20 protein-coding genes and 1 pseudogene are annotated in these 23,214 nt (G+C 39.2%); 2 read left to right on the forward strand and 19 right to left on the reverse strand.

What is annotated here, in order from left to right; genetic code table 11:
* From murE to PNEUHYL_RS08510, 6 genes are all read right to left on the reverse strand, one after another.
* Positions 1-1,470: a UDP-N-acetylmuramoyl-L-alanyl-D-glutamate--2,6-diaminopimelate ligase gene (murE, locus tag PNEUHYL_RS08485; RefSeq protein ID WP_059367148.1), complete on the reverse strand. Its 1,470-nt coding sequence runs from the start codon at positions 1,468-1,470 to the stop codon at positions 1-3.
* 9 nt (positions 1,471-1,479) lie between these two features.
* A complete protein-coding gene (ftsI, locus tag PNEUHYL_RS08490; protein WP_059367153.1) occupies positions 1,480-3,321 on the reverse strand; it encodes a peptidoglycan glycosyltransferase FtsI in 1,842 nt (613 codons plus the stop codon).
* A gap of 22 nt (positions 3,322-3,343) precedes the next feature.
* Positions 3,344-3,664, reverse strand: a complete 321-nt coding sequence (ftsL, locus tag PNEUHYL_RS08495; RefSeq protein WP_059367158.1) for a cell division protein FtsL — start codon at positions 3,662-3,664, stop codon at positions 3,344-3,346.
* An 8-nt stretch (positions 3,665-3,672) separates the two neighbouring features.
* The gene (gene rsmH, locus PNEUHYL_RS08500; RefSeq protein WP_059367161.1) at positions 3,673-4,635 is read right to left on the reverse strand and encodes a 16S rRNA (cytosine(1402)-N(4))-methyltransferase RsmH; all 963 of its coding nucleotides are present in this window, start codon (positions 4,633-4,635) and stop codon (positions 3,673-3,675) included.
* A 92-nt stretch (positions 4,636-4,727) separates the two neighbouring features.
* A complete protein-coding gene (mraZ, locus tag PNEUHYL_RS08505; protein WP_059367164.1) occupies positions 4,728-5,186 on the reverse strand; it encodes a division/cell wall cluster transcriptional repressor MraZ in 459 nt (152 codons plus the stop codon).
* A gap of 193 nt (positions 5,187-5,379) precedes the next feature.
* A complete protein-coding gene (locus PNEUHYL_RS08510; RefSeq protein ID WP_059367168.1) occupies positions 5,380-6,975 on the reverse strand; it encodes a carbon starvation CstA family protein in 1,596 nt (531 codons plus the stop codon).
* Positions 6,976-7,405: 430 nt separating this feature from the next.
* Between PNEUHYL_RS08510 and PNEUHYL_RS08515 the strand changes: the two genes are divergently transcribed.
* Entirely contained in the window at positions 7,406-7,636 is a 231-nt protein-coding gene (locus PNEUHYL_RS08515) for a zinc ribbon domain-containing protein (protein WP_059367172.1), read from the forward strand.
* Between the two features lie 51 nt (positions 7,637-7,687).
* On the opposite strand, the gene artM is transcribed toward PNEUHYL_RS08515, so the two are convergent.
* The 5 genes from artM to lpcA form a co-directional block, all read right to left on the reverse strand.
* Complete coding sequence (artM, locus tag PNEUHYL_RS08520; protein WP_059367176.1) at positions 7,688-8,371, reverse strand: arginine ABC transporter permease ArtM; 684 nt, start codon at positions 8,369-8,371, stop codon at positions 7,688-7,690.
* Positions 8,371-9,036: an arginine ABC transporter permease ArtQ gene (gene artQ, locus PNEUHYL_RS08525; protein WP_059367179.1), complete on the reverse strand. Its 666-nt coding sequence runs from the start codon at positions 9,034-9,036 to the stop codon at positions 8,371-8,373. Before artQ ends, artM begins: the two co-directional genes overlap by 1 nt.
* Before the next feature lie 3 nt (positions 9,037-9,039).
* Complete coding sequence (locus tag PNEUHYL_RS08530; protein ID WP_059367184.1) at positions 9,040-9,759, reverse strand: lysine/arginine/ornithine ABC transporter substrate-binding protein; 720 nt, start codon at positions 9,757-9,759, stop codon at positions 9,040-9,042.
* A 17-nt stretch (positions 9,760-9,776) separates the two neighbouring features.
* Positions 9,777-10,508 carry an arginine ABC transporter ATP-binding protein ArtP gene (artP, locus tag PNEUHYL_RS08535; RefSeq protein WP_059367187.1) on the reverse strand — a complete coding sequence of 244 codons (732 nt, stop codon included), beginning with the start codon at positions 10,506-10,508 and terminating at the stop codon, positions 9,777-9,779.
* 127 nt (positions 10,509-10,635) lie between these two features.
* Positions 10,636-11,220: a D-sedoheptulose 7-phosphate isomerase gene (lpcA, locus tag PNEUHYL_RS08540; RefSeq protein ID WP_059367190.1), complete on the reverse strand. Its 585-nt coding sequence runs from the start codon at positions 11,218-11,220 to the stop codon at positions 10,636-10,638.
* A gap of 205 nt (positions 11,221-11,425) precedes the next feature.
* On the opposite strand from lpcA, the gene PNEUHYL_RS08545 reads away from it, so the two are divergent.
* Positions 11,426-12,250, forward strand: a complete 825-nt coding sequence (locus tag PNEUHYL_RS08545; RefSeq protein ID WP_059367192.1) for a DNA ligase — start codon at positions 11,426-11,428, stop codon at positions 12,248-12,250.
* Between the two features lie 28 nt (positions 12,251-12,278).
* Here the strand turns inward: PNEUHYL_RS08545 and miaB are convergent, their stop codons facing one another.
* The 8 genes and pseudogenes from miaB to recN all read right to left on the reverse strand — a co-directional run bounded on the left by miaB (position 12,279) and on the right by recN (position 23,205).
* A complete protein-coding gene (gene miaB / locus PNEUHYL_RS08550) occupies positions 12,279-13,703 on the reverse strand; it encodes a tRNA (N6-isopentenyl adenosine(37)-C2)-methylthiotransferase MiaB (RefSeq protein WP_059367194.1) in 1,425 nt (474 codons plus the stop codon).
* 367 nt (positions 13,704-14,070) lie between these two features.
* On the reverse strand, positions 14,071-14,895 hold the full coding sequence (cpdA, locus tag PNEUHYL_RS08555) for a 3',5'-cyclic-AMP phosphodiesterase (RefSeq protein ID WP_059367196.1): 825 nt from the start codon (positions 14,893-14,895) through the stop codon (positions 14,071-14,073).
* Between the two features lie 15 nt (positions 14,896-14,910).
* The gene (gene nudF, locus PNEUHYL_RS08560) at positions 14,911-15,537 is read right to left on the reverse strand and encodes an ADP-ribose diphosphatase (protein WP_059367202.1); all 627 of its coding nucleotides are present in this window, start codon (positions 15,535-15,537) and stop codon (positions 14,911-14,913) included.
* A 165-nt stretch (positions 15,538-15,702) separates the two neighbouring features.
* Positions 15,703-16,614 (reverse strand): glycosyltransferase family 2 protein, encoded by a 912-nt coding sequence (locus PNEUHYL_RS08565; RefSeq protein ID WP_255204589.1) that lies wholly within the window; start codon positions 16,612-16,614, stop codon positions 15,703-15,705.
* 39 nt (positions 16,615-16,653) lie between these two features.
* A complete protein-coding gene (gene hrpA, locus PNEUHYL_RS08570; RefSeq protein WP_059367206.1) occupies positions 16,654-20,565 on the reverse strand; it encodes an ATP-dependent RNA helicase HrpA in 3,912 nt (1,303 codons plus the stop codon).
* Positions 20,562-20,917, reverse strand: a pseudogene (locus tag PNEUHYL_RS08575) (DUF423 domain-containing protein). The gene hrpA and the pseudogene PNEUHYL_RS08575 overlap by 4 nt, the downstream one beginning before the upstream one ends.
* Entirely contained in the window at positions 20,918-21,370 is a 453-nt protein-coding gene (locus PNEUHYL_RS08580; protein ID WP_059367210.1) for a DUF441 domain-containing protein, read from the reverse strand.
* 155 nt (positions 21,371-21,525) lie between these two features.
* Positions 21,526-23,205 carry a DNA repair protein RecN gene (gene recN / locus PNEUHYL_RS08585; RefSeq protein ID WP_059367212.1) on the reverse strand — a complete coding sequence of 560 codons (1,680 nt, stop codon included), beginning with the start codon at positions 23,203-23,205 and terminating at the stop codon, positions 21,526-21,528.
* Positions 23,206-23,214 lie beyond the last annotated feature (9 nt).

Here is a 23,214-nt window from a genome sequence, read left to right on the forward strand (position 1 = left end):
TTATTGGGTTAAATAAAACTCAGCCGTTTCTTGATCGGAAAAATGCAAGATTTCATTCCCTACAATTTGATAATCCTCGTGGCCTTTTCCCGCAATCAAAATGAGGTCATTTTTCTGCGCCCCTTGAATAGCGAATTCAATTGCTTGTGCACGATCAGAAATTAACCCGACGTTATCCATATTACTAAAACCGGAAACAATATCCGCTTCAATTTGATCAGGCTCTTCGGTACGCGGATTATCTGTGGTTACAATCACCATATCAGCAAATTGCTCGGCAACTTTTGCCATTAACGGACGTTTACCTCTATCACGATCGCCACCACAGCCAAAAATGCACCATAGTTTGCCATTGCAATGTTCACGAGCGGCAACAAGCGCTTTTTCCAAAGCGTCCGGCGTATGGGCATAATCGACAATAACTGCCGATTTTTCCTCAACTTTGATCATTTCCATTCTGCCGCGAACACCTTGTAACGTTGAAACGCTATTGATTAAACTCTCCAATGAGTATCCTAATGCAAGCAATGTCGCCATGGCTAATAGTAAATTACTCACATTAAATGCACCAATTAACGGGCTGTTCAGAGTGCCATTTCCCCAACTGGATGTAAAATCAATAATCGTCCCCTCGTGAGTAAAACGGGCTGAGACGGCTTTTAGCCATTGTTTGGAATTTGGTTGGAAATTTGCTTCACAACTGACCGCAATGCCATTTGGTAATGATTTTAGCCATTCCGCACCTACCGGATCATCTGCATTTAGAATTTGCAAATCGGGAGATAAGTCAAAGAAAAAACGTTTTTTCGCTTGTGTGTAATCTTCCATCGTGCCGTGATAGTCTAAATGATCACGGCTTAAATTTGTAAAAATTGCAACGTTAAAATCTAACGCCTCTACCCGATGTTGAACTAAACCGTGAGAAGAAACCTCAATCGCTACAAAATCCGCACTGGCATTAATAAAAGAAGCAAGTGAAGATTGAATTTCGATCGGTGAACCCGTAGTATTTTTTGCTTCAACAACCTGTCCTAATAAGCCGTTTCCAATCGTCCCCATTACAGCCGACTTATGCCCTAAGTGCCTAACCCACTGCGCTAATAGTTGAGAGACGGTTGTTTTCCCATTTGTGCCGGTAACACCGACAAGGGTGAGTTTTTTAGACGGCGAATCATAAAATTTATCTGCAATCTCGGATAAATTTGACGACAAATTATAGTAATAAATCACTGGTTTTTGCTGCTGATATACTACGCTTAAATGCATATCGACCGAGCCGGTTTCAGCGACAATCGCACTTGCACCGGCTAAAATCGCCTGTTCAATAAAACAGGTTGCATCAACTTGATGTCCTTTTATTGCAACAAACAGATCACCGGTTTTCACTTTTCTACTATCTAAAACCAGTTCATTAATTTCAATATCTTGGGGAAGTGAAGGCAAATTAAAAAGTGCGGTTAGTTTTTTCATTGTTTTTCCTTAATTTGCCTGTTTCACATTATCTTGTTCTGTTTTACGTGAAGTAAGACGAACCGTGCGTTTTGCCGTTTTATCTAGTGGTTCGGCATCAGGTGCAATACCATTGGTACGCAAAGCATATCCCATAATGCTGGAGAACACAGGCGCAGATACCGCACCACCGTAATATTGACCGGCTTTCGGATCATTAATCAAAATAATAAGTGCATAACGCGGATCACTAATTGGCGCAATCCCAGCCGTAAATGCCACATATTTATTCACATAGCGTCCATTTTCAATTTTACGCGCAGTACCGGTTTTCACTCCGACCCGATAGCCTTCGACCATCGCACGCTTATTTTTAATCGCTACTTTTTCTAACATATTCACAATTTCTTTTGTGGTTTTCTCAGAAAAAACACGTTGACCAATCACAGGAGGATCAACTTTAGTAATAGAAAGCGGACGATAAATACCAAAACTTCCTAAAGTCGCATAAGCACGCGCCATTTGTAGCGGTGTTGCGGTGATACCATAGCCATAAGCTACCGTTGCCCGATCAATATCCGCCCAACGTTTGCGATTTGCATTTAACACACCAGCTTGTTCGCCAACCAAGCCTAAATCGGTAGCTTTACCTAGCCCTGCCGCCTGATAGGTATCCATTAATGCACTTGGCGGCATACGTAATGCAAGACGACTGACTCCACGGTTACTCGAATTAATCAGAATTTCATCTAAAGTTTGTTGAGGACGAGGTGCGACATCCACAATTTCTTTCCCACTCACGGTAAAAGAGCCTGTATTGATCACTTCATTACGTTGTGCCGCACCACGCTGAAGTGCGGTCAAAACAACAAAAGGTTTTACCGTTGAACCGGGCTCGAAAACATCAGTAATCGCACGGTTTCGCATAAGCTCCGCTTTCACACCGACACGATTATTCGGGTTATAAGAAGGCGCATTAGCCATTGCAAGCACCTCACCGGTACGCACATCAACAAGTACTGCCGTACCTGATTCCGCCTTGTTTTCCGTTACCGCTTTTTTGATTTCACGATATACCATCGATTGTAATTTTTCATCAATGCTGAGTGTCACATCTTGTGCATCGTATTTTTTCTGGTCGGCAATATGTTCAACCACGTTTCCTCGTTTATCTTTTCGTACTAAACGGGAACCGTCTTTCCCCACCAGCATTGTATTAAAACTTTTCTCAATCCCTTCAATACCATTACCGTCAATATCGGTATAACCGATTAAATGTGCGGTTTCTTCTACTCGCGGATAGAAACGACGCGGCTCGCTTTCTAGGCTGATTCCTTTAATTTTCAATTCTTTGACATATTGTGCTTTTCCAGCTTCAACCTGGCGTGCTAAATATAAAAAACCTGATTTTGGATTTTTCTCAATTTTTTTGACAAGTTCGTTATAGCTCAAACCTAAGACATCCGCGAGAGCTTTGATTCTCTCTTTGTCATCAAGCGAACCTTCTTTAAGAATACGTTTAGGTTCTGCGATTACCGCACTCATTGGCACACTTACAGATAATAACTGACCGTTACGATCTAAAATTGAACCGCGAACCGAAAGAATTTCATCTTTACGTAAAGAACGTTTATCCGCTTCACCGGAAAGAATATCCGAATTGATCGCTTGAACATAGGCAGCCCGAGCAACTAAAGCGCCTAATCCGAAGAAAATAAGCCCTGTGGCAATTAAATAACGCCAGCGTATAAAGCATCTTTCAAACACCATTTTAGGCTTATTGGGTTTAATCGCCGTTGTTGTAGACACGGCGAGTTTTCTAATTGTTTTCTTAGATTTATTTGATTTTTTTGATGAATTAAATCTAACCATTTACTCAACCCTGACTTACTTTTTATTCCAAAATAACCACTTCTTGGTCGCTATCTATTCTTTTCATTTTTAACGTACCAATCGCAATAAATTCCACTCTTGTGCTATCGCCCTCAGTCGCTTCTTGCAACTGCAAATTGCGATATTCATCTTGCAATGCTTGATGTTGCAAAACCAACTGACCATTTTCAGAGATTAGCCCGCGCGTTTGGTGCGTTAACCAAATTGTTGCCATAGCAGAAATCAAAATTAATAACAATAATAATGAAACCAATTTATTTGCTGAAAATAAATCTTCTACCAAAAGATTCTGCAAAGGATAACGTTCATTATTCTCTAACATTTTTTACCCTAACCGATTTTTTCCGCAATGCGTAATATTGCGCTTCTTGAACGTGGATTTGCCTGAATTTCTGCTTCTGACGGCTGAACTGCTTTGCCAATAGCTTTTAATTTTTGGTGACGTTGAATTTGATCTTCACGTAATGGCAACCCTTTTGGAATCGGCTCTCCTTTACTTTGTTTTTTGATAAAGTGTTTAACCATTCTATCTTCTAAAGAATGGAAACTAATGATCGACAAACGCCCTCCAGTTGCTAACATCTCTAATGCCGAATGTAATACACTTTCCAATTCATCCAGTTCAGAATTAATGAAAATTCGAATTGCTTGAAAACTACGGGTTGCCGGATGTTTGTTCTTATCCTTAAAAGGCACTGCCTGGGAAATGAGTTCAGCCAGTTGGAGTGTTCGTGATAAACCTTTTTCGCCATTTTTGACCGCACTTTTGTTGTATTCAACAATGGCTGTCGCAATACGTTTTGCAAACCGTTCTTCACCGAAGGTTTTCAATACCCAAGTTAAATCCTCTACAGAAACCTGTTTTAACCATTCTGCCGCAGATAAACCTTGTTTTGTATTCATACGCATGTCGAGCGGGCCGTCTTTCATAAAACTAAAACCGCGTTCCGCCTCATCCAACTGCGGAGATGACACGCCGAGATCAAGCAAAATACCATCAATCTTGCCAACCAAATCTAATTTTTCACAAATTTCAGGGATTTGGGAAAAGCTATTATGTTCAATTTGAAAACGTTGGTCTTGAATTTTTTTCGCTTCCGCGATGGCATAAGGATCTCGGTCAATACCAATCAAACGACCGTTTTGAGAGAGTTTGGAAAGAATTAAACGAGAATGACCTCCCCGTCCAAAAGTGCCATCAATATAAATTCCATTTTCTTTCAATGCCAAGCCGTCCACAGCTTCATGGAGTAAAACCGTAATATGTTCAGTCGAAGAAAAGGAATTTTGCATATTCGTAAGCGTTAATAAAATAAGTTTGAAAAAAGATAATGCGGTGCAAGCACCGCTTATCTTGCTAGTGCTGCTGTTCTTTTCTAAGTTTATTAGAATGACAGCATATTTAAATTCGTATCCGTTGCAAATTCGGCAGTTCCTGCCACAGCAATATCTTCATCAATTTGTGCGATCCACTCCGTATCACTCCAAATTTCAAATTTGTTTAATTGCCCTACCAACATTAAACCTTTTTCTAATTTTGCATGTTGACGTAATGGCCCGCTCAGTAAAATACGCCCCTGAGCATCCATTTCACATTCGGTAGCATAACCAAGCATTACTCGCTGTAAACGGCGTTGGTTAGGATCAAAATTAGATAATGAAAGTAGTTTCTGCTCAATTTTTTCCCATTCATCTAAGGGATAAAGCAATAGGCAAGGCTGACGAATATCTACCGTACAAACCATTTGCCCTTGATTTTTTTCAATAATTTCTGCGCGATAGCGAGTCGGGATCGCAATTCTTCCCTTTGAATCTAAATTTACCGCTACAGCACCACGAAACATTGATTCTGATCCTTTAAGATTAAAATTCTGGTAAAAATCACCACAAAAAACCACTTTTCACCACTTAACTGCCAAGTCTATCGGTTATAAAGCAAACTTGCAAGCGATTCCAATATATAAATGCGATAAATTTCAGATAAAAAAACCGCTCAAGCATTCACTTGAACGGTTTGATTTTATAACGCGTTGAAAATTATACGTTTGTCGTATTTACATAGGCTTCTTCATCACGATCACCTAATGGTTTTAATAGGACGAAGAATAAAACAATACATAAAATTGTTGTTGCAAAGCCTAAGTATACCGATAATTGATAATCTAAGCTGAAACCGATTTTATTGTAATACAAGTAAGTAGAACATACGGTAGTAATAAACCAAGCAGGGATAGAAGCAACCCAGTGGAATTTATGATATCGATATAAATACGCTGCGGCAGTCCATAACATCACCATTGCCGTCATTTGGTTTGCCCAAGTGAAGTAACGCCATAAAATACTAAAATCGATCGTTGAAACATAATACCCTAATACAAACAATGGAATCGCAATCACTAAACGTTTGGAAAGAGAACGTTGATCAATATTGAAGATTTCCGCTAATTGCAAACGTGCGGCACGGAATGCCGTATCACCTGATGTAATCGGAAGCACTACAACACCTAGCACGGCAAAAATACCACCAATGAATCCTAAGAAGTGTAATGAACTGTCATACACCACTTTAGACGGAGAACCGGCCGAAATTGCATCTTGCAATGCTTGTGGATTTTCATAGAACGCAAGCCCTACCATACACCATACTAATGCAATAATTCCTTCGGTAATCATTGCACCATAGAAAATGAAACGACCTTCACTCTCATTTTCTGCACAACGTGCCATTAGTGGCGTTTGTGTCGCATGAAAACCTGACAATGCTCCACAAGAAATAGTTAAGAATAACAATGGCCAAATTGGAACATCACCTTTTACTTGGAAGTTTTGTGTGAATTTCTCCCATGTTAATCCTTGTCCATCTGCATTCACGGTGCGAAAAAATTCAATTGGATCTACCACACTGAAGTGCGCCGACACCAAACCATATACCATTCCCACAGACATAAAGAGCAATAAGGCCCCAAAGAGCGGATAAATTCGACCAATAATTTTATCGATAGGTAATAAAGTAGCAAGAATATAATAAGCGAAAATAATCACTGTCCATAGTGCAACAATGGTGGCTTTATCCATGCCCCATACTTTAAGACCACCGGCTTCCACCACCTGATGAACCGCTTCGGCATCACCCAATTGTAATGCACCTTGAGAAGCACCGAAGATATCCATGGTAATCGTACCCATTAATTGTGCCGGGCTTGCAACAAATACCACACCAACCAATAACAACAACACTAATGCGAGAAGATTGATAAATACTTTTACAGGACGACCTAAAAACTTACCCGCCAAATAAGGCATTGTCGCACCACCATGACGGATACTTAACATACCGCAAAAATAGTCATGTACCGCCCCGGCAAAAATACATCCGATAACAATCCAAAGCATGGCAACCGGTCCGTATAGCGCCCCGAGAATAGGTCCAAAAATTGGCCCGGTACCCGCAATATTTAATAATTGAATCAACCAAATTTTGGTTTTAGACATTGGCATATAATCCACACCATCATTGATTTGATAAGCGGGAGTTTGACGTTTAGGATTAATGACAAAAATTTTTTCAATAATTTTTCCGTAAATAAAATAGCCAAGAGTCAAAATGGCTATACAGAAGAAAAACCACAACATAAAAGCACCTCAAAAATAATCACTATGTTACTGAAATCATGCTCTAAATAAGCGCATCGTATTTTATGATAAATTTAAATAAACAAAAAATTTAATTTACAAAAACCTCATAATTTTGTGATGAATATCACATTTAACATTCAAATTTTAAACACAGTAAAAAAATACGGTGTAATTCATCAATAAGCACCATAGAGTATCTTGTTACTTTATCTGACGTTTCATTTTATATTCCCCATACCTGGTCATATTTCAGTTATAAGGTTAGCAACAAGACTATTCTATTATTGCACAAGCAATAGCTTATCCTGTTTGGTAATTTTACCGTTCACTGATAGACTACAGAGTGACTTGTTGTTTTATTAATTCAGCAATCTAACTGACAAAGTACGAAATCAAAATCTACCGTTTAAGTTAATAAGGAATAGAAATGGCTCTTATCCGCTGTCTGGAATGTCGCCAAAAAATCAGCGAACACGCTACAAACTGCCCACACTGTGGCTTTTCTTTCAAACAAGATCTCATCATCTATAAACAAAAGTTGGAAGAAAGACGCTTGAAAAATGCGGAAATTAACCGAAAAAGCACAAAATTGCACTTAGTTTGGTTTTGCATCTTTGCCTTGTTTATTATCATTGCAAGTCTCATTAGCCAATCATAAAAAATGGGTTGCAACGCAACCCACTCATTCTCTTAAAATATTGACCGCACTTTACGCTTTTTTCACATCTAAACGCTCAAAAACAAGTACTTTATTTTCTAACTTACGTAATAATAGCGTTGCAATCCCTGTAATAACTAAATAGATACCGCCGGCAATGCCATAAATTGTCAACGCGTCATATTCGGTACCGTAAAGTTGACGGGCATAGCCCATAATATCCATAATCGTAATCGTTGATGCCAATGCCGTTCCTTTAAATACCAAAATAATTTCATTACTATAAGACGGCAACGCCCGTTTTAATGCGTAAGGAATCAAAATTTTTAATGTTTGTAAGCGGCTTAGCCCCAGTGCGGCACAACCTTCCCACTGTCCTTTTGGAATCGCTTTCACCGCACCATAAAATAATTGGGTTGAATAGGCCGCACTGTTTAATGCCAATGCCAATGCCGCACAGAACCATGCATTTGATAAAAGATGCCAAAGCGGGCTATTCACAATCCATTCAAATTGACCTGGGCCGGCATAAATTAAGAAAAACTGCACAAGTAGTGGTGTACCGGTAAATAAAACAAGGTAAAAATTGACCGCTCTTTTTACCCAGCTATTTCCCATAGCAAGCAACACTGTCAGAATTAAGGCTAATAAAAAAGCAACCAACAACGAAACCAAGGTCAATAATAAGCTCGTCGGAATCCCCTGTGCGATCACGGATAAATATTCTTGGAACATTATTTCACCTCTCTTTCAAAACGCGTAAAACGGAGTTCTAAACGGCGAATACCGACTTGACTGATTAATGTTATAGCAAGATAAATTAATGCCGCAATGCCATACCAAGTGAACGGTTGATGTGTGTTGGTATTAATTAATTGCGCTTGGCGCATTAAATCATCTCCGCCAATAAGTGAAATTAATGCCGTATCTTTTAACAACACTAACCACTGATTACTCAACCCCGGCAAAGCGTGACGCCAAATTTGCGGCACAACAATGTGTATAAACGTATAACCTTTACTTAATCCCAACGCCGCGCCTGATTCCCATTGTCCTTTTGGGATAGCTTGAATTGCGCCGCGTAAGGTTTGCGATGCATAAGCCGCAAAAATAAGTGATAAGGCAAAAACACCACATCCGAATGTACTGAATTCAATGTATTCGCCGGTCAGTATTTCTACAAGCTCTGTTGAACCAAAATACACCAGCAAAACAACCAGAATTTCCGGTAATCCCCGTAGCAATGCCACAAAAATAGCCATAGGTTTACCAACAAAGCGATTTGCTTCCAATAAAGCAAATATCACGCTAAACAGCAAACCGATAACTAAGGAGCATACAGCAAGCCCTAATGTCATTAGGGCTGCCGTAAACATTAAAGAAAGAAAATCAGCAAACATAAATTATTTAATCATCCATTTATCATAGATCTTTTGGTATTCACCATTTGCTCTGATTGTCGCCAAACCTTTATTTAAATTTTCGGCTAATTCTTTGTTTGACTTATTCATTGCAATACCTAAACCGTTACCAAAGTATTTTTTATTCGTCACTTTTTCAGCAACGAATTGAATTTCAGGTTCTTTGCCGATCATATCCGCAAGTACAGCGGTATCACCGAAAATAATGTCAATACGACCATTTTTTAAGTCTAAAATAGCGTCTTGTAAACTCGTATAAGCTTTTGGTGAATATTGCTTCGTTTCAGTGACAGTATATTGTTGGAAAGTTGTGCCATTTTGCACACCAATGTTTTTAGCCGTTTCCAGAGTTGCTTTACCTTTCAATGCGACATAGCTTGCCGTGCTATCATAATAGGCCTCTGAAAATAACACCTGTTTTGAGCGCGCTTCGGTGATATCCATGGCGGAAATTGCAGCATCAAAACGTTTTGCCTTTAAATTTGGAATTAATGCATCAAAAGATTCACCTTTAAACTTGCAGGTTGCTTGAATTTCTTTACAAATAGCATTCGCTACATCCACATCAAAACCAATGATCTCCCCTTTTTCATTGGTAAACTCAAACGGGGGATAACTCGGCTCCATCGCAAAAGTAATTTCTTGTGCATTTACTATTGCTGCCGAACCTAATAATACTGCGCTTAAAAGTAATTTTTTCATAATGTCTCCTTATTGTTTTAGTGAGAAAGATATTGTCTAAATTGCTCGGTTTTCGGATGTTCAAAACAATCAGCCGATCCCATTTCTACAATTTTTCCTTGCTCCATATACACAACTTTTGTTGCGACTTTTTGCGCCACATTAACTTCATGGGTCACAATCACTTGAGTAATGCCCGTTTCCTGCAATTCCTTAATAATATCCACTACTTGTGCGGTAATTTCCGGATCTAAGGCTGCTGTCGGTTCGTCAAATAGCAACACTTGCGGTTTCATCATTAACGCCCGTGCAATTGCCACCCGCTGTTGTTGCCCGCCCGATAAATGTAGAGGGAAACGATCAACATATTCTTCCAAACGTAAACGTTTTAGTAACTCCATTGCTTCTGTTTTTGCCGTTGATTCATCTATGCCTAACACTTTCATTGGCGCTTCAATTAAATTTTCAATCACTGTCAAATGCGGCCAAAGATTATACTGTTGAAAAACCATTCCCACATCTTGGCGTAACTGGCGAATCGCATTCGGATTGGCCGTTGCCTTTGATAAATCAAATTTATTATTGGCAATACTTAATTGACCGGTTGTTGGCACTTCCAATAAATTTAATGTGCGGATTAATGTACTTTTTCCCGCTCCGCTTGGACCCAGTAACACGACCGTATCCCCTTCTTCCGCTTCCAAATTAATATCAAATAATGCTTGGGAAGCACCATAGAAAAAATTTAAATTTTTAACACGAATAGCCATTTCAATTCTCTTTACTTTATAGAATGCACAAATATTACGTTTTTATGCATATTTATGCAAGCATTTAGAATAAAAAATCCCAAAAATAATTTGGGATTTTAAAAATAGTTATGAAAACAACCGCACTTTAAGTGTTTTTTGCCATCTCAAACTCAATGAGCATCATCAAAATATGGATGACTTTAATGTGAATTTCTTGAATACGATCCGCATAACGGAAATGTGGCACTCGAATTTCCACATCGGCAAGCCCAGCCATTTTTCCACCGTCTTTACCTGTCATCGCAATCACTTTCATCCCTTTGGCTTTTGCTGCCTCAATGGCATTCAATACATTTTTAGAATTACCGGATGTGGATAAACCAAATAATACATCGCCTTTTTGCCCCACCGCCTCTACATAGCGTGAAAACACATAGTCATAACCAAAATCGTTACTTACACAACTTAAATGACTCACATCCGAAATTGCAATTGCAGGATAGCCGGGGCGATTTTCACGATAACGCCCCGTGAGTTCTTCCGCAAAATGCATTGCATCACAATGAGAGCCGCCATTGCCACAAGAAAGAACCTTCCCCCCCTGTTTGAAACTATCTGAAATTAATAATGCCGCTTGCTGAATTAATTTAATGTTATTTTCATCAGAGATAAATTTATTTAATACATCTTGTGCTTCCACAAGCTCTGATTTGATTTGATCCAAATACATTTTTGCTCCTTTTAGGAAATGAGAAATTTTCGCAACATTGTATAGTAGATAATGCCTTTTATCTAGACTGAAATACAAATTCAACATTTTTGGCTCATCAAGCATTATTTTTTCGAACAGGATCGCAGAGTGTACTCAAAACACTTTGAAAAACTACCGCACTTTTTTAATCTTCAGCCAGTTTTGAACTATAAAAAGAAACCTGATGAGCAACTTACTTCGCGCTATTTTTATATTATTTGTTAGCATAAAATCTTATGCCGATATTGATATAATGCTTCTGAAAAACTATGACAACCAAAATATTGAAGGCTGGGTCATGTCTGAAAAACTTGATGGCGTACGTGGCTATTGGGATGGAACACAACTTTTGACACGTCAAGGACAAAGACTGTTTCCACCGGCTTACTTCATAAAAGATTTTCCTCCTTTTGCTATTGACGGCGAATTGTTTAGTGAACGCAATCAGTTTGAAGAAATATCCTCCATAACTAAATCCTTCAAAAGTGAGCGTTGGAAAAAACTCAAGCTGTATGTATTTGATGTGCCGGATGCTGAAGGAAATTTATTTGAACGGCTTAATCTGTTAAAAACCTACCTTTCAACTCATCCAACTTCCTATATTCAAATCATTGAACAAATTCCCGTTCGAGACAAAAACCATTTGTACGAATTTCTAAAAGAAGTCGAAAGCCAACGAGGAGAGGGCGTGGTTGTAAGAAATCCTAATTCCCTCTACGAAAGGAAACGTAGTACGCAAATACTCAAATTAAAAACCGCTCATGATGAAGAATGTACGGTAATCGCTCACCACAAAGGTAAGGGACAGTTTGAAAATGTGATGGGCTCATTAACCTGTAAAAATCATCGGGGAGAATTTAAGATCGGTTCCGGATTTAATCTTAATGAACGTGAAAATCCACCACCAATAGGATCTTTCATCACCTATAAATATCGGGGATTAACAAACTCCGGTAAACCTAAATTTGCTACTTACTGGAGAGTAAGGGAAGCGCGTGAAATAAAATAAAGGCCGGAATAAAATCCAGCCTATTGAGTTATCCTTGATAGCGCACCACACCTAATTCATCTTCTTTTCGTGTTCGGTTCATCACTTCTTGTGGTGATTGTGCAATACGCAATCCCATTTCCTCTTCAGTACGAACCACTTCGCCACGCAAAGAATTGGTATAGACATCAGTGATTTTCACATCTACAAATTTCCCTATCATGTCAGGCGAGCCTTGGAAATTCACAATGCGGTTTGTTTCCGTTCTACCGGTGAGTTCCATAATGTCTTTTTTCGACGGCCCCTCAACCAATACTCGCTGTTCTGTTCCTAACATACGACGACTAAATTGTGCCGCCTGCTGATTAATCCGTTCTTGCAATACATATAAGCGTTGTTTTTTCTCGTCTTCCGTTACATCATCCGGCATATCCGCGGCCGGAGTTCCCGGACGGGCAGAATAGACAAAACTAAAACTCATATCAAAATTGACCTGTGCAATCAGATTCATGGTTTGCTCAAAATCTTCTGCGGTTTCCCCGGGGAAACCCACAATAAAGTCAGAACTAATTTGAATATCAGGTCGGACTGCACGCAACTTACGAATAATGGATTTATATTCTAATGCGGTATGACTACGTTTCATCATGGTAAGAACGCGATCAGAACCGGATTGAACAGGTAGATGTAAGAAACTCACAAGTTCAGGTGTATCACGATACACATCAATAATATCATCGGTGAATTCAATCGGATGGCTTGTGGTAAAACGTAAACGGTCGATTCCATCAATGGAAGCGACTAAACGAAGTAACTCGGCAAAACTACAAATGTCTCCATCATGGGTCGGGCCACGATAGGCATTAACGTTTTGACCAAGTAAGTTTACTTCACGTACACCTTGTTCGGCTAACTGAGCAATTTCAAATAATACATCATCTACCGGACGGCTAACCTCTTCTCCTCTCGTATAAGGTACGACGCAGAAAGTACAGTATTTATTACAGCCTTCCATAATAGAAACAAATGCGGTAGGCCCTTCCGCACGCGGTTCAGGTAAACGGTCAAATTTTTCAATCTCAGGGAAACTAACATCTACTACCGAACTTTTGCCGCCACGGATTTGGTTAATCATCTCCGGCAAACGATGTAAGGTTTGCGGGCCAAAAATAATATCTACATAAGGCGCACGATGGCGAATATGCTCACCTTCCTGTGAGGCGACACAACCACCCACACCAATCACTAAATTTGGTTTCGTTTTCTTTAATTCTTTCCAACGCCCTAATTGATGAAATACTTTTTCTTGTGCTTTTTCACGAATGGAGCAGGTATTTAGTAGCAACACGTCCGCTTCTTCAGGAATATCTGTCAATTCAAGTCCATGGGTGCTCAACAATAAATCCGCCATTTTTGATGAGTCATACTCATTCATTTGGCAGCCCCAAGTTTTAATATGTAATTTTTGCGTCATCTTTCTATTTCTATAATCATTAGTCAATCCAAAAAAACGGTTGGCTATTGTACAAATTTGTCCTCATTCTTACCAGCCCAAATTTATTTTTACTAGTTTGGAAATAAAAAGTGCGGTCGATATTGACCGCACTTTTTATCTTTTATTCAAGTTTATAAAAATATGTTCCTACCACAATGACGACTATTATATCTGTAACAAGCGCATTGAGAAACGGGTAGATCAAACAACCTAAACCGCCGACTCCAAAGTCCAAAGCCATGACAACCAGCTACTCCTAATGCACCAAAAAAGTATAATAACGGTATATAAATTAAAACGCCAATCAACACAGATACAAATGAAGATATAAATATTCTCATTTTATTTAATACCCTTCTTCCTGCATATTCGGTAGGAACATTGTCTGTTGGATTCGTTTCACTTGCGTAGTAATAGAACCATCAGGATATAACGCAATTTCTCGCCATCCAGGTTGTATCTTGTCTAAGGCAAAATACTGACTATCCGCTTTAAATTGAATGCAAGTTGAAGGTGTTGCCATCACTTGATAATCTTGCCACCGACTATCCACTTGTTGATGAATATGCCCATATAAAATCGCCTTCACATTTTTAAACGGTGCAAGCACATCAAATAAATCATGGGAGTTACGTAAATTATGCTGATCAAGCCAAGCAGAATTTGTCGGTACTAAATGATGGTGGAATACGATTAAAGTATAACGTTCGGGATATTGTTCCAATGTTGCTTTTAATAACCCTAGTTGATGCTGACTCAATTCACCATGAGGCACACCGTAAACTTGGCTGTCCAACAATAAAACCTGCCAATGCTCTCCCAATAAAATATGTTTTGCCTTTTCCATTGGCGGCTGATTTAAATTTTCTACCATTTTAGGTTGAAAATCATGATTTCCGGGAATCCAAAAGACCGGTAATCCGAAAGGTTTTACCATTTTAACAAAACGCTGATACCCCTCATCACTGCTATCTTGCACTAAATCACCGGTAGCCAATATGACATCAAACTCAGTATTGTCTTGTTGAATTTCTTTCAAAACCTGTGCAAAGCTAGCCTGTGTATTCACACCCAATAATTCATTTTTTTCATCTTTAAATAAGTGTGGATCGGTAATTTGTAATAATTTTACAATCGACTTTTCAGTCCGATAAACAAACGTATTTCTCATAGATGACTCCTAACGTCATTGCCAACGTTGTTGCAACTGAGCATAATTTAATTGAAGCCATTGCAAGCCCATCACTGCAATGCAATTATCTATTTTCCCTTCGCACATCCACTGATACGCTTGTTCGCGTTTCACAACATGTACTCGAATATCTTCATTTTCGCAAGCTAAGCCATGAATTCCTTTTGCTTTCGAACTATCCACTTCTCCCGCGAATAGATGAATTCTTTCCACTACACCACCGGGACTATCCCACACACTTAAACAATGAGTTAAGTTTTTCACCGTTACGCCGGCTTCTTCTTCACTCTCCCGTAACGCAACCTCTTCCGGTAATTCTCCTTCTTCCACCATACCGGCAATTAATTCCAGTAACCAAGGAGAGGAATTCGGTTCGGGATAATAAGCGGCTCCAATACGAACCTGCTCCACCAACACTACGGCATCTTCTTTCGGATCATAGGCAATCACTGCCGAAGCCGCACCTTTGATAAGTAACTCCCGTGTGACAATATTGCTTTCACCACCGGCAAAAAGTTTATGTTTAAATTGAATTTTTTTGAGCGTGAAGAATCCGTTATATATCACTTCCTCATTAAGTATTTTAATATCACGCTGTTCAAATTGTTGAATCTCAGACATTTTTTTCTCCAAATACTGCGGCAAAAATCATACGCTTAAAAAACTATAAAACAAATAGAAGGTTTATACTTTTTGTTGAAACTTTGACATGGCTCACAAAAAATAAAATGCCATGATCGTTTCTTCACCAATCATGGCATTTTTCTCAAATTAATAATACTAATGCTATCCAGACCAAGGCTTCTGATTCCCGTGATACTCAATATTTACTTCACATAATTTTTTAATCAACGCTTCCCTCACTCCAGGCTGAGCCAATAAAGACGCTAATTCCTCATCACCTTGTATCTTTATCATTTTCTCTAAATCAGCACTGTAGTTCACTGTATATTTTGCAGATCCTACTCCAACTTTACCCAACTCTTGTAATTTTTTATAAACGTGTCGGTCATTGTATATACCCGAATACCAACTTCGTGAAAGTTCTATCGCTAAAGTTCGGGGAAATGCATAAGTATTCGTATCAATATGACACTCTTGGTTACTAAAATTAAAAACTAGAGGGTATGTTTTGTCAGCATAAATAATATTTAGCTTAACAGGTTTATTAAGCTTCCAATAACCAAGTGATTCCCAGTCATCTGAACAAATAAATTGCCCATTTAAAGAATAAAAATCCCTTAATGAATATGCAAAATCAGCCCCTCTATCTAATACTTTAACAAGTTCTTCAACATGATTTGGTTTATACCAATTATCATCATCTAAATAACAAATAATATCTTCTTCAACCAAAAATGAGGCTATAGCATTAACACCACTGTTCACCATACCATTTTTTCCTGTGTTCATAGGAAGATAAGTAATAACAAGATCTTGATAAGGCTCAACAAGTCCTTTTACTTTGTCCGAAAATTGCTCACCATCAACAAAAATATAATGACGACACGGATAAGTCTGCGCTTTTACACTTTCAATCGCACGAACCAATTCATCACGCCCAATGGTAGAAGTAACAACCGCTACTGTCTTGTTTGTTTGTTTGTTTGTTTGTTTGTTTGTTTGTTTGTTTGTTTGTTTGTTTGTTTGTTTGTTTGTTTGTTTGTTTGTTTGTTTGTTTGTTTGTTTGTTTGTCACGATGTTATATCCTCCATCGCATAAATAAATATTTTTTAATCAAAACTGTTGAATCAAATTCAAAATCCGCTTATCCGACACTTGATACTTCGTGCCCAACTGCTGGGCAAATAAGCTCACACGCAATTCTTCGATCATATATCGAATTTCCGCAACCTCGTCAGGAATCGGCTTGGATTTTAGCAGTTTAACCAATAATTGTTGATAGGTTTGTTGTACTTGTTCTACACGCAGCATTGCCGCACGATCACGATTTACATCTTGGGCTAGTTTATCGATTCGTTTATCAATAGCCTGTAAATAACGTAATAAATCCGGCAAACGATGATAACCACTTTTTTGTACAAAACCTTGATACACCAAACCGCTCAACTGAGATTTAATATCCGAGAGTGCAAATGCCATAGTAAAATCCATTTTACCTTTTAAACGTTGGTTTAAGGTGTGAGTAAATGTCAGAATTTCTTCAACTTTTTGTGCAATCTCTACCGTAATGTCGTTCAAGTTTTCACGTATAAAATCACGCAGTTTTTCAAAACTTTCCTCATTCCAAACCAAACCGCCAAAATCTGCAATAAGTTTATCCACCGCACAAGCGATACAGTCATCAATTAAATCCAATACCCGCCCAAACGGGGTGAAATAAAGACCAAGTTTGGATTTATTGGGTAATTTTTCGTGTAAATATTTAATCGGTGAAGGCACATTGAGTAACAGTAAGCGGCGTAATCCTTGCTGCATTGCTACCTTTTGTTCAAATTCCGTTTCAAAAAGTTTAATACCGACAGACTCTTTTTCATCTACAATCGCCGGAAAGGCTTTCACACTAAAACCATGCTTTTTCTGTTCATAAAACTGTGGTAATTCGGCAAAGTTCCAAATATGTACCCCACTCTGCTCAATCGCATCATCCGCTACGGCAGAAATACTTTCTTGCACACGCTCCTTTAACTCAAATTTGAGTGAATCCAAATCCATGGATTCGGCAATTTTCTTTCCTTTTTCATCCACAACACGGAAAGTCATTTTTAAATGGCTTGGAATTTGCGCCCAATTCCAATATTCCTCCGCCACTGTTACCCCAGTCATACGACGCAATTCATAGATGAGCGTATCCAATAGCGGTTTTTCTAAGGGAATAGCACGTTCTAAAAAAGCGCGAGCATAATTGGGTGCCGGAACAAAATTACGTCGGTATGATTTCGGCAAAGATTTAATCAATGCAATCACCAGTTCCTCGCGCAATCCCGGAATTTGCCAGTCAAAACCGCCCATTTCTACTTGATTAAGCAATGGTAACGGAATATGCACCGTTACACCGTCCGCTTCAGTTCCCGGTTCAAATTGATAGGTGAGTTTGAGCTTAAGATTACCTTGATGCCAAAAATTGGGAAAATCCAGTTTACTCACTTTCTCCGCCCCCTCATTAATGAGGAAAGCACGTTCAAAATTAAGTAATTCCGAATCCTGTTTTGAAGCTTTTTTCCACCAAGTATCAAAATATTTCTGCGATACTACCTCTGTACCAATACGTTGATCGTAAAATTCAAATAAGGTACGCTCATCTACTAAAATATCTCGACGACGACTTTTGTGTTCCAACTCTTCGACTTCACGAATCAAGCACTGATTTTGTTTGAAAAAATTGTGTTTTGTGTGCCAATTTCCTTCAACCAAAGCAGATTGAATAAAAATCTCTCGGCTCACAATAGGATCGATCGAGCCATAATTTACCGGTCTTGCCACAACAATCGGCACACCGTATAAACTCACCTTTTCATCAGCGATTACCGCGCCGCGTGACTTCGACCATCGTGGCTCGGCATAAGATTTTTTGACTAAATGATCGGCGAGCGGCTCAATCCATTCGGATTCAATTTCCGCCACCATACGCCCCCAAAGTTTCGAGGTTTCCACTAATTCTGCTGTCATCACCCATTTTGGCTGTTTTTTGAAAAGTACAGAATTGGGGAAAATTGAAAAATGGGTATTACGCGCCCCTAGATATTGTTGTTTTTCCATATCTTTCAGCCCGATATGAGACAATAAACCGCTTAAAAGTGCGGTATGAATTTGCTGATATTCTGCTTTTTCTGAATTAATCGGCAACCCCATCTCACGCACCGCAAGACGAATTTGATGATAAATATCCTGCCATTCTCGGATACGCAAGTAATTTAAGAAATCTTTTTGACACTGGCGGCGAAATTGATTTTTGGTCAATGCTTTTTGTTGTTCTTGGAGATAATTCCAAAGGTTTAAAAATGCCAAAAAATCGGATTTCTTATCTGCAAAGCGACGATGCTTTTCATCTGCTGATTGCTGTTTCTCGGTTGGGCGTTCACGCGGATCTTGAATGGATAGTGCAGAAACAATCACCATTACTTCATAAACACTCGAAAAATTGACCGCACTTAATAACATTTTGGCTAATCGGGGATCAACCGGAAGTTGGGCAAGTTGACGACCGGTTTGTGTCAATCGGCGTTTTTCGCCTGATTTTGTTTTAATCGTTTCAAACGCGCCCAATTCTTCCAACAATTTCACGCCGTCTTGAATATTCCGCCTATCCGGCGCATCGACAAATGGAAACGCCTCAATATCATCCAAGCCTAATGCCGTCATTTGTAAAATAACGGAAGCCAAATTAGTACGCAAAATTTCCGGATCGGTAAATTCAGGTCGGGAATTAAAATCCTCTTCTGAATAAAGACGGATACAAATACCTTCACTCACACGCCCACAACGTCCTTTACGCTGATTCGCAGAAGCCTGTGAAATCGGTTCAATCGGCAAACGTTGAACTTTTGTCCGATAACTATAACGGGAAATACGTGCCGTGCCCGGGTCAATCACGTATTTAATTCCCGGTACGGTGAGAGAGGTTTCCGCTACATTGGTAGCAAGTACGATGCGATTTAATCCGCTAGGATGAAAGATTTTATTTTGTTCCTGTGCAGACAGGCGGGCAAAGAGCGGTAGAATTTCCGTGTGTTTTAGATTTTGCTTTTGCAATGCTTCTGCCGTATCACGAATTTCCCGCTCTCCATTCATAAAAATCAAAATATCGCCTCGGTCTTCCGCTTGAAGTTCATCTACCGCACTCAAAATGCCTTGCAGTTGGTCTTGATCTGCTTCATCAATAATTGGACGATAACGCACTTCAACGGGATAAGTTCTACCTGATACTTCGATAATAGGGGCGTGATTAAAATGTTTGGAAAAACGTTCTACATCAATCGTTGCGGAAGTAATGATGACTTTTAAATCCGGTCGGCGTGGTAAAAGCTGTTTCAGATAACCGAGTATAAAATCGTTATTTAGGCTACGTTCATGTGCTTCATCAATAATCAGACAGGAATATTGATTGAGGAAACGATCCGTTTGAATTTCAGCCAGTAAAATCCCATCGGTCATCAGTTTTATTTGGGTATTATCGCTAATTTGGTCATTAAAACGGACTTTATATCCCACCAAATCACCCAAGTCGCTTTGTAATTCTTCGGCAATACGGGCAGCAACGGAACGGGCGGCAATACGGCGAGGTTGGGTATGCCCAATCATACCTAAACGACCTAATCCCAACTCCAAGCACATTTTCGGCAACTGAGTGGTTTTGCCAGATCCAGTCTCCCCTGCCACTACAATAACTTGGTGCTCTGATAATAGCTTTTTGATTTCCTTTTTACGTTGGCTAACCGGCAGGTCTTCAGGGAAAATAATGGGATTTTTAACCGCACTTTTACGCTGTACCACACGCAATTTTGCCTGTTGAATTTGTCGTTCAATTTCCGATGCCACTGCTTGTTGCGCATCTTGATTTTTAATTTTACCAATACCCTGAATACGCGAAAATAACCGACGTTTTTCCACCAACATCAGGTTATCAAGTTGAGAAAAGAGAGATTGTTGTAAAGAATTAAATTCAGATTTTATCGTTCTTTTTTTCATTCTGATTTACTTTTGAAACTGCCGTAGGCCAGACTAAACCAGCCAATTAAAAATAAACTGCCGCCAATCGGAGTGAGCCAAACGACTGGCTTTCCCAAACCAAATGCAAGGGCATATAAGCTGCCACTAAAAAGCAATATACCGAATGCCCATGCCATCGCAGCAAAATTTGCAAATTTATTATTGCACCATGTCGATAGCCCCACCGCTAACATTGCTAGCGTAGACCGGTATCAATCCATGCAAGAGCTTTATTATCCAAAATATGAGTTAAACCATGTGCGGCAAATGCGCCCAAAGCTACGCTGAAAAACCCACTCAACGCAGCAATAAATAACCATTTATTCTTCATCTAAAATTTTCCGATTAATAGCGCTAAAATTCCTGCTGCAATAAGGGGTCCGACAGGAATCCCTCCAAGAAAAGCGACACCGATAACTGTCCCTACCAGTAAACCTGTGACTAATATCGGTTGCTCCCCCATTAGCGAAACGCCTTTGCCGGCAAGCCATGCCACAAACATACCAACGATAACCGAAAATACCATTTTCCAGCTTAACAAATTGGCAACATTAGGTAATTGAATTTTACCCGAAACCAACGGACTTAATACCCCAATGGTTAAAATAATAATCCCGATTTTTAAACCATATTTTTCAAGTAATGGGATATATCCAGATAAAAAAGTCTGCTGCATAATCAACAATACTGCAGATGAAATGGTAATCGCGCTGTTATGGCTAATGACTCCCAGAATAATAAAAATCACCAGCAACAAAGCGATCATATTGAACTGTAACGACATCATAGCTCCTAACAAAATGGTTATAAAAATATGTTTTACAAAATATGAATCAAGTGAAATTATAGCAAGTTATTAATTTCCTGTATTTTTATTTAGTAAAAAATCGGAGTAAAAGTAAATTTACCTATCCCAAATCTAATGGAATTTGAATTAAGTTATGACGAAATAGATTCAAGCATTTCTTTCGCATTTGCTAACGCCAAATCGGTAATCTGGCTTCCGCCTAATAAACGGGCTAACGCAGGAATACGTTCCGACTGTGAAAGTGCGGTCATTTTTGTTTCTGTTTTTTCATCAACGATCCATTTTTCTACATTAAATTGATGATGTCCGCAACAGGCTACTTGAGGTAAATGAGTAACACAAAGTACTTGGCATTTATCGCCTAACTGACGCAATAACTTGCCTACTACACTCGCTGTCGAACCGCTAATACCAACATCAACTTCATCAAAAATTAAAGTAGGAACCGCAGATTGATCGGAGGCTAATACCTGAATAGCGAGTGAAATACGGGAAAGTTCCCCCCCAGAGGCAATTTTTACCAATGGTTGGGGCTGCTGTCCTAAATTGCTACGCAAAGTAAACACAATCTGATCTGCCCCATTGCTCGTGATTTTGTCATGATCGGTTTTCACTTCCACATAGAATTCCGCATTTTCCATTGCAAGCTGTTTAATTGATGCCGTAACTTGCTGCGCCAACTCGTTTGCAGCTTTCTGACGACTGCTTGTTAATGCCTGTACCGTCGCTTGCATTTGTGTAAAAGCCGCTTTTTCTTGCGCAATCAACAAGTCTTCACTTTCTGAAAAATCTAAAAGTGCGGTCAATTCCTCTTTTAATTTTTTATGCAATCTGACTAATTCCTCAGGCTTCACATTATGCTTTCTTGCCAACTGTAATGCTTGCCCCATACGCTGTTCAATTTCTTGTAACAACATAGGATCTTGCTCAATATTTGATGATAAATGTTGAATCTCACCGGTTGCCTCTTGTACTTGAATCAGCGCCTCATTCAGCAAATTTTGCGCCTCTGCATAACGCGGCTCCAATTCTACCAGCTCGTCAATATACCGAGTTGCACGATATAACATTGAATCAATATTTACCGTTTCATTTTCACTTAAAATCTGTAAAGCCGATTGCGAAAGCTGGGTAAGCTGTTCACTACTTGATAAACGGCGTTGCTCTTCCTCTAATTCAAAGTATTCATTCGGTCGAAGATTAAATTCATCCAATTCTTCAACTTGGTATTGTAACAACTGTTTTTTAGATTCATTTTCTGCGACTTTTTGTTGAAATGTCTTAACTTGGGTTTGCAAATTTTTCCATGTGTGATAGTCATCACGCATTTGGTTTAATAAGTCGGTATGTTGCGCAAAACTATCCACTAATTGAAGCTGATAATCGCTTTTTAGCAGAAGCTGCGAAGCATGTTGACCGTTAATATGGATAAGATATTGCCCGATGTCTTTAAGTAGAGTAGCAGAAACCGGCGTACCATTAATAAATGCTTTGGAACGACCATCAGCACTGATCACTCGGCGTAAAATACATTCGGCGGGATTATCAGAATCCTGTAATTCCTGCTCCCGCAACCAATAATAAGCCGGATTATGGGAATCAAGGTGAAAACTTGCACAAATTTCGGCACGTTCTTGCCCATCCCTTACCATTGAACTTTCTACACGTTGTCCTAAACATAAACCCAAAGCATCAATAGCAATGGATTTACCGGCTCCGGTTTCACCGGTAATCACAGACATTCCTTTGGCAAATTCGACATCTAGCTGACGAACAATCGCAAAATTATTAATAGTAAGTTGGGTAAGCATAATAAAATC

Origin of the sequence: Rodentibacter caecimuris, assembly GCF_001019715.1 — a bacterium.
Lineage (GTDB): Bacteria > Pseudomonadota > Gammaproteobacteria > Enterobacterales > Pasteurellaceae > Rodentibacter > Rodentibacter caecimuris.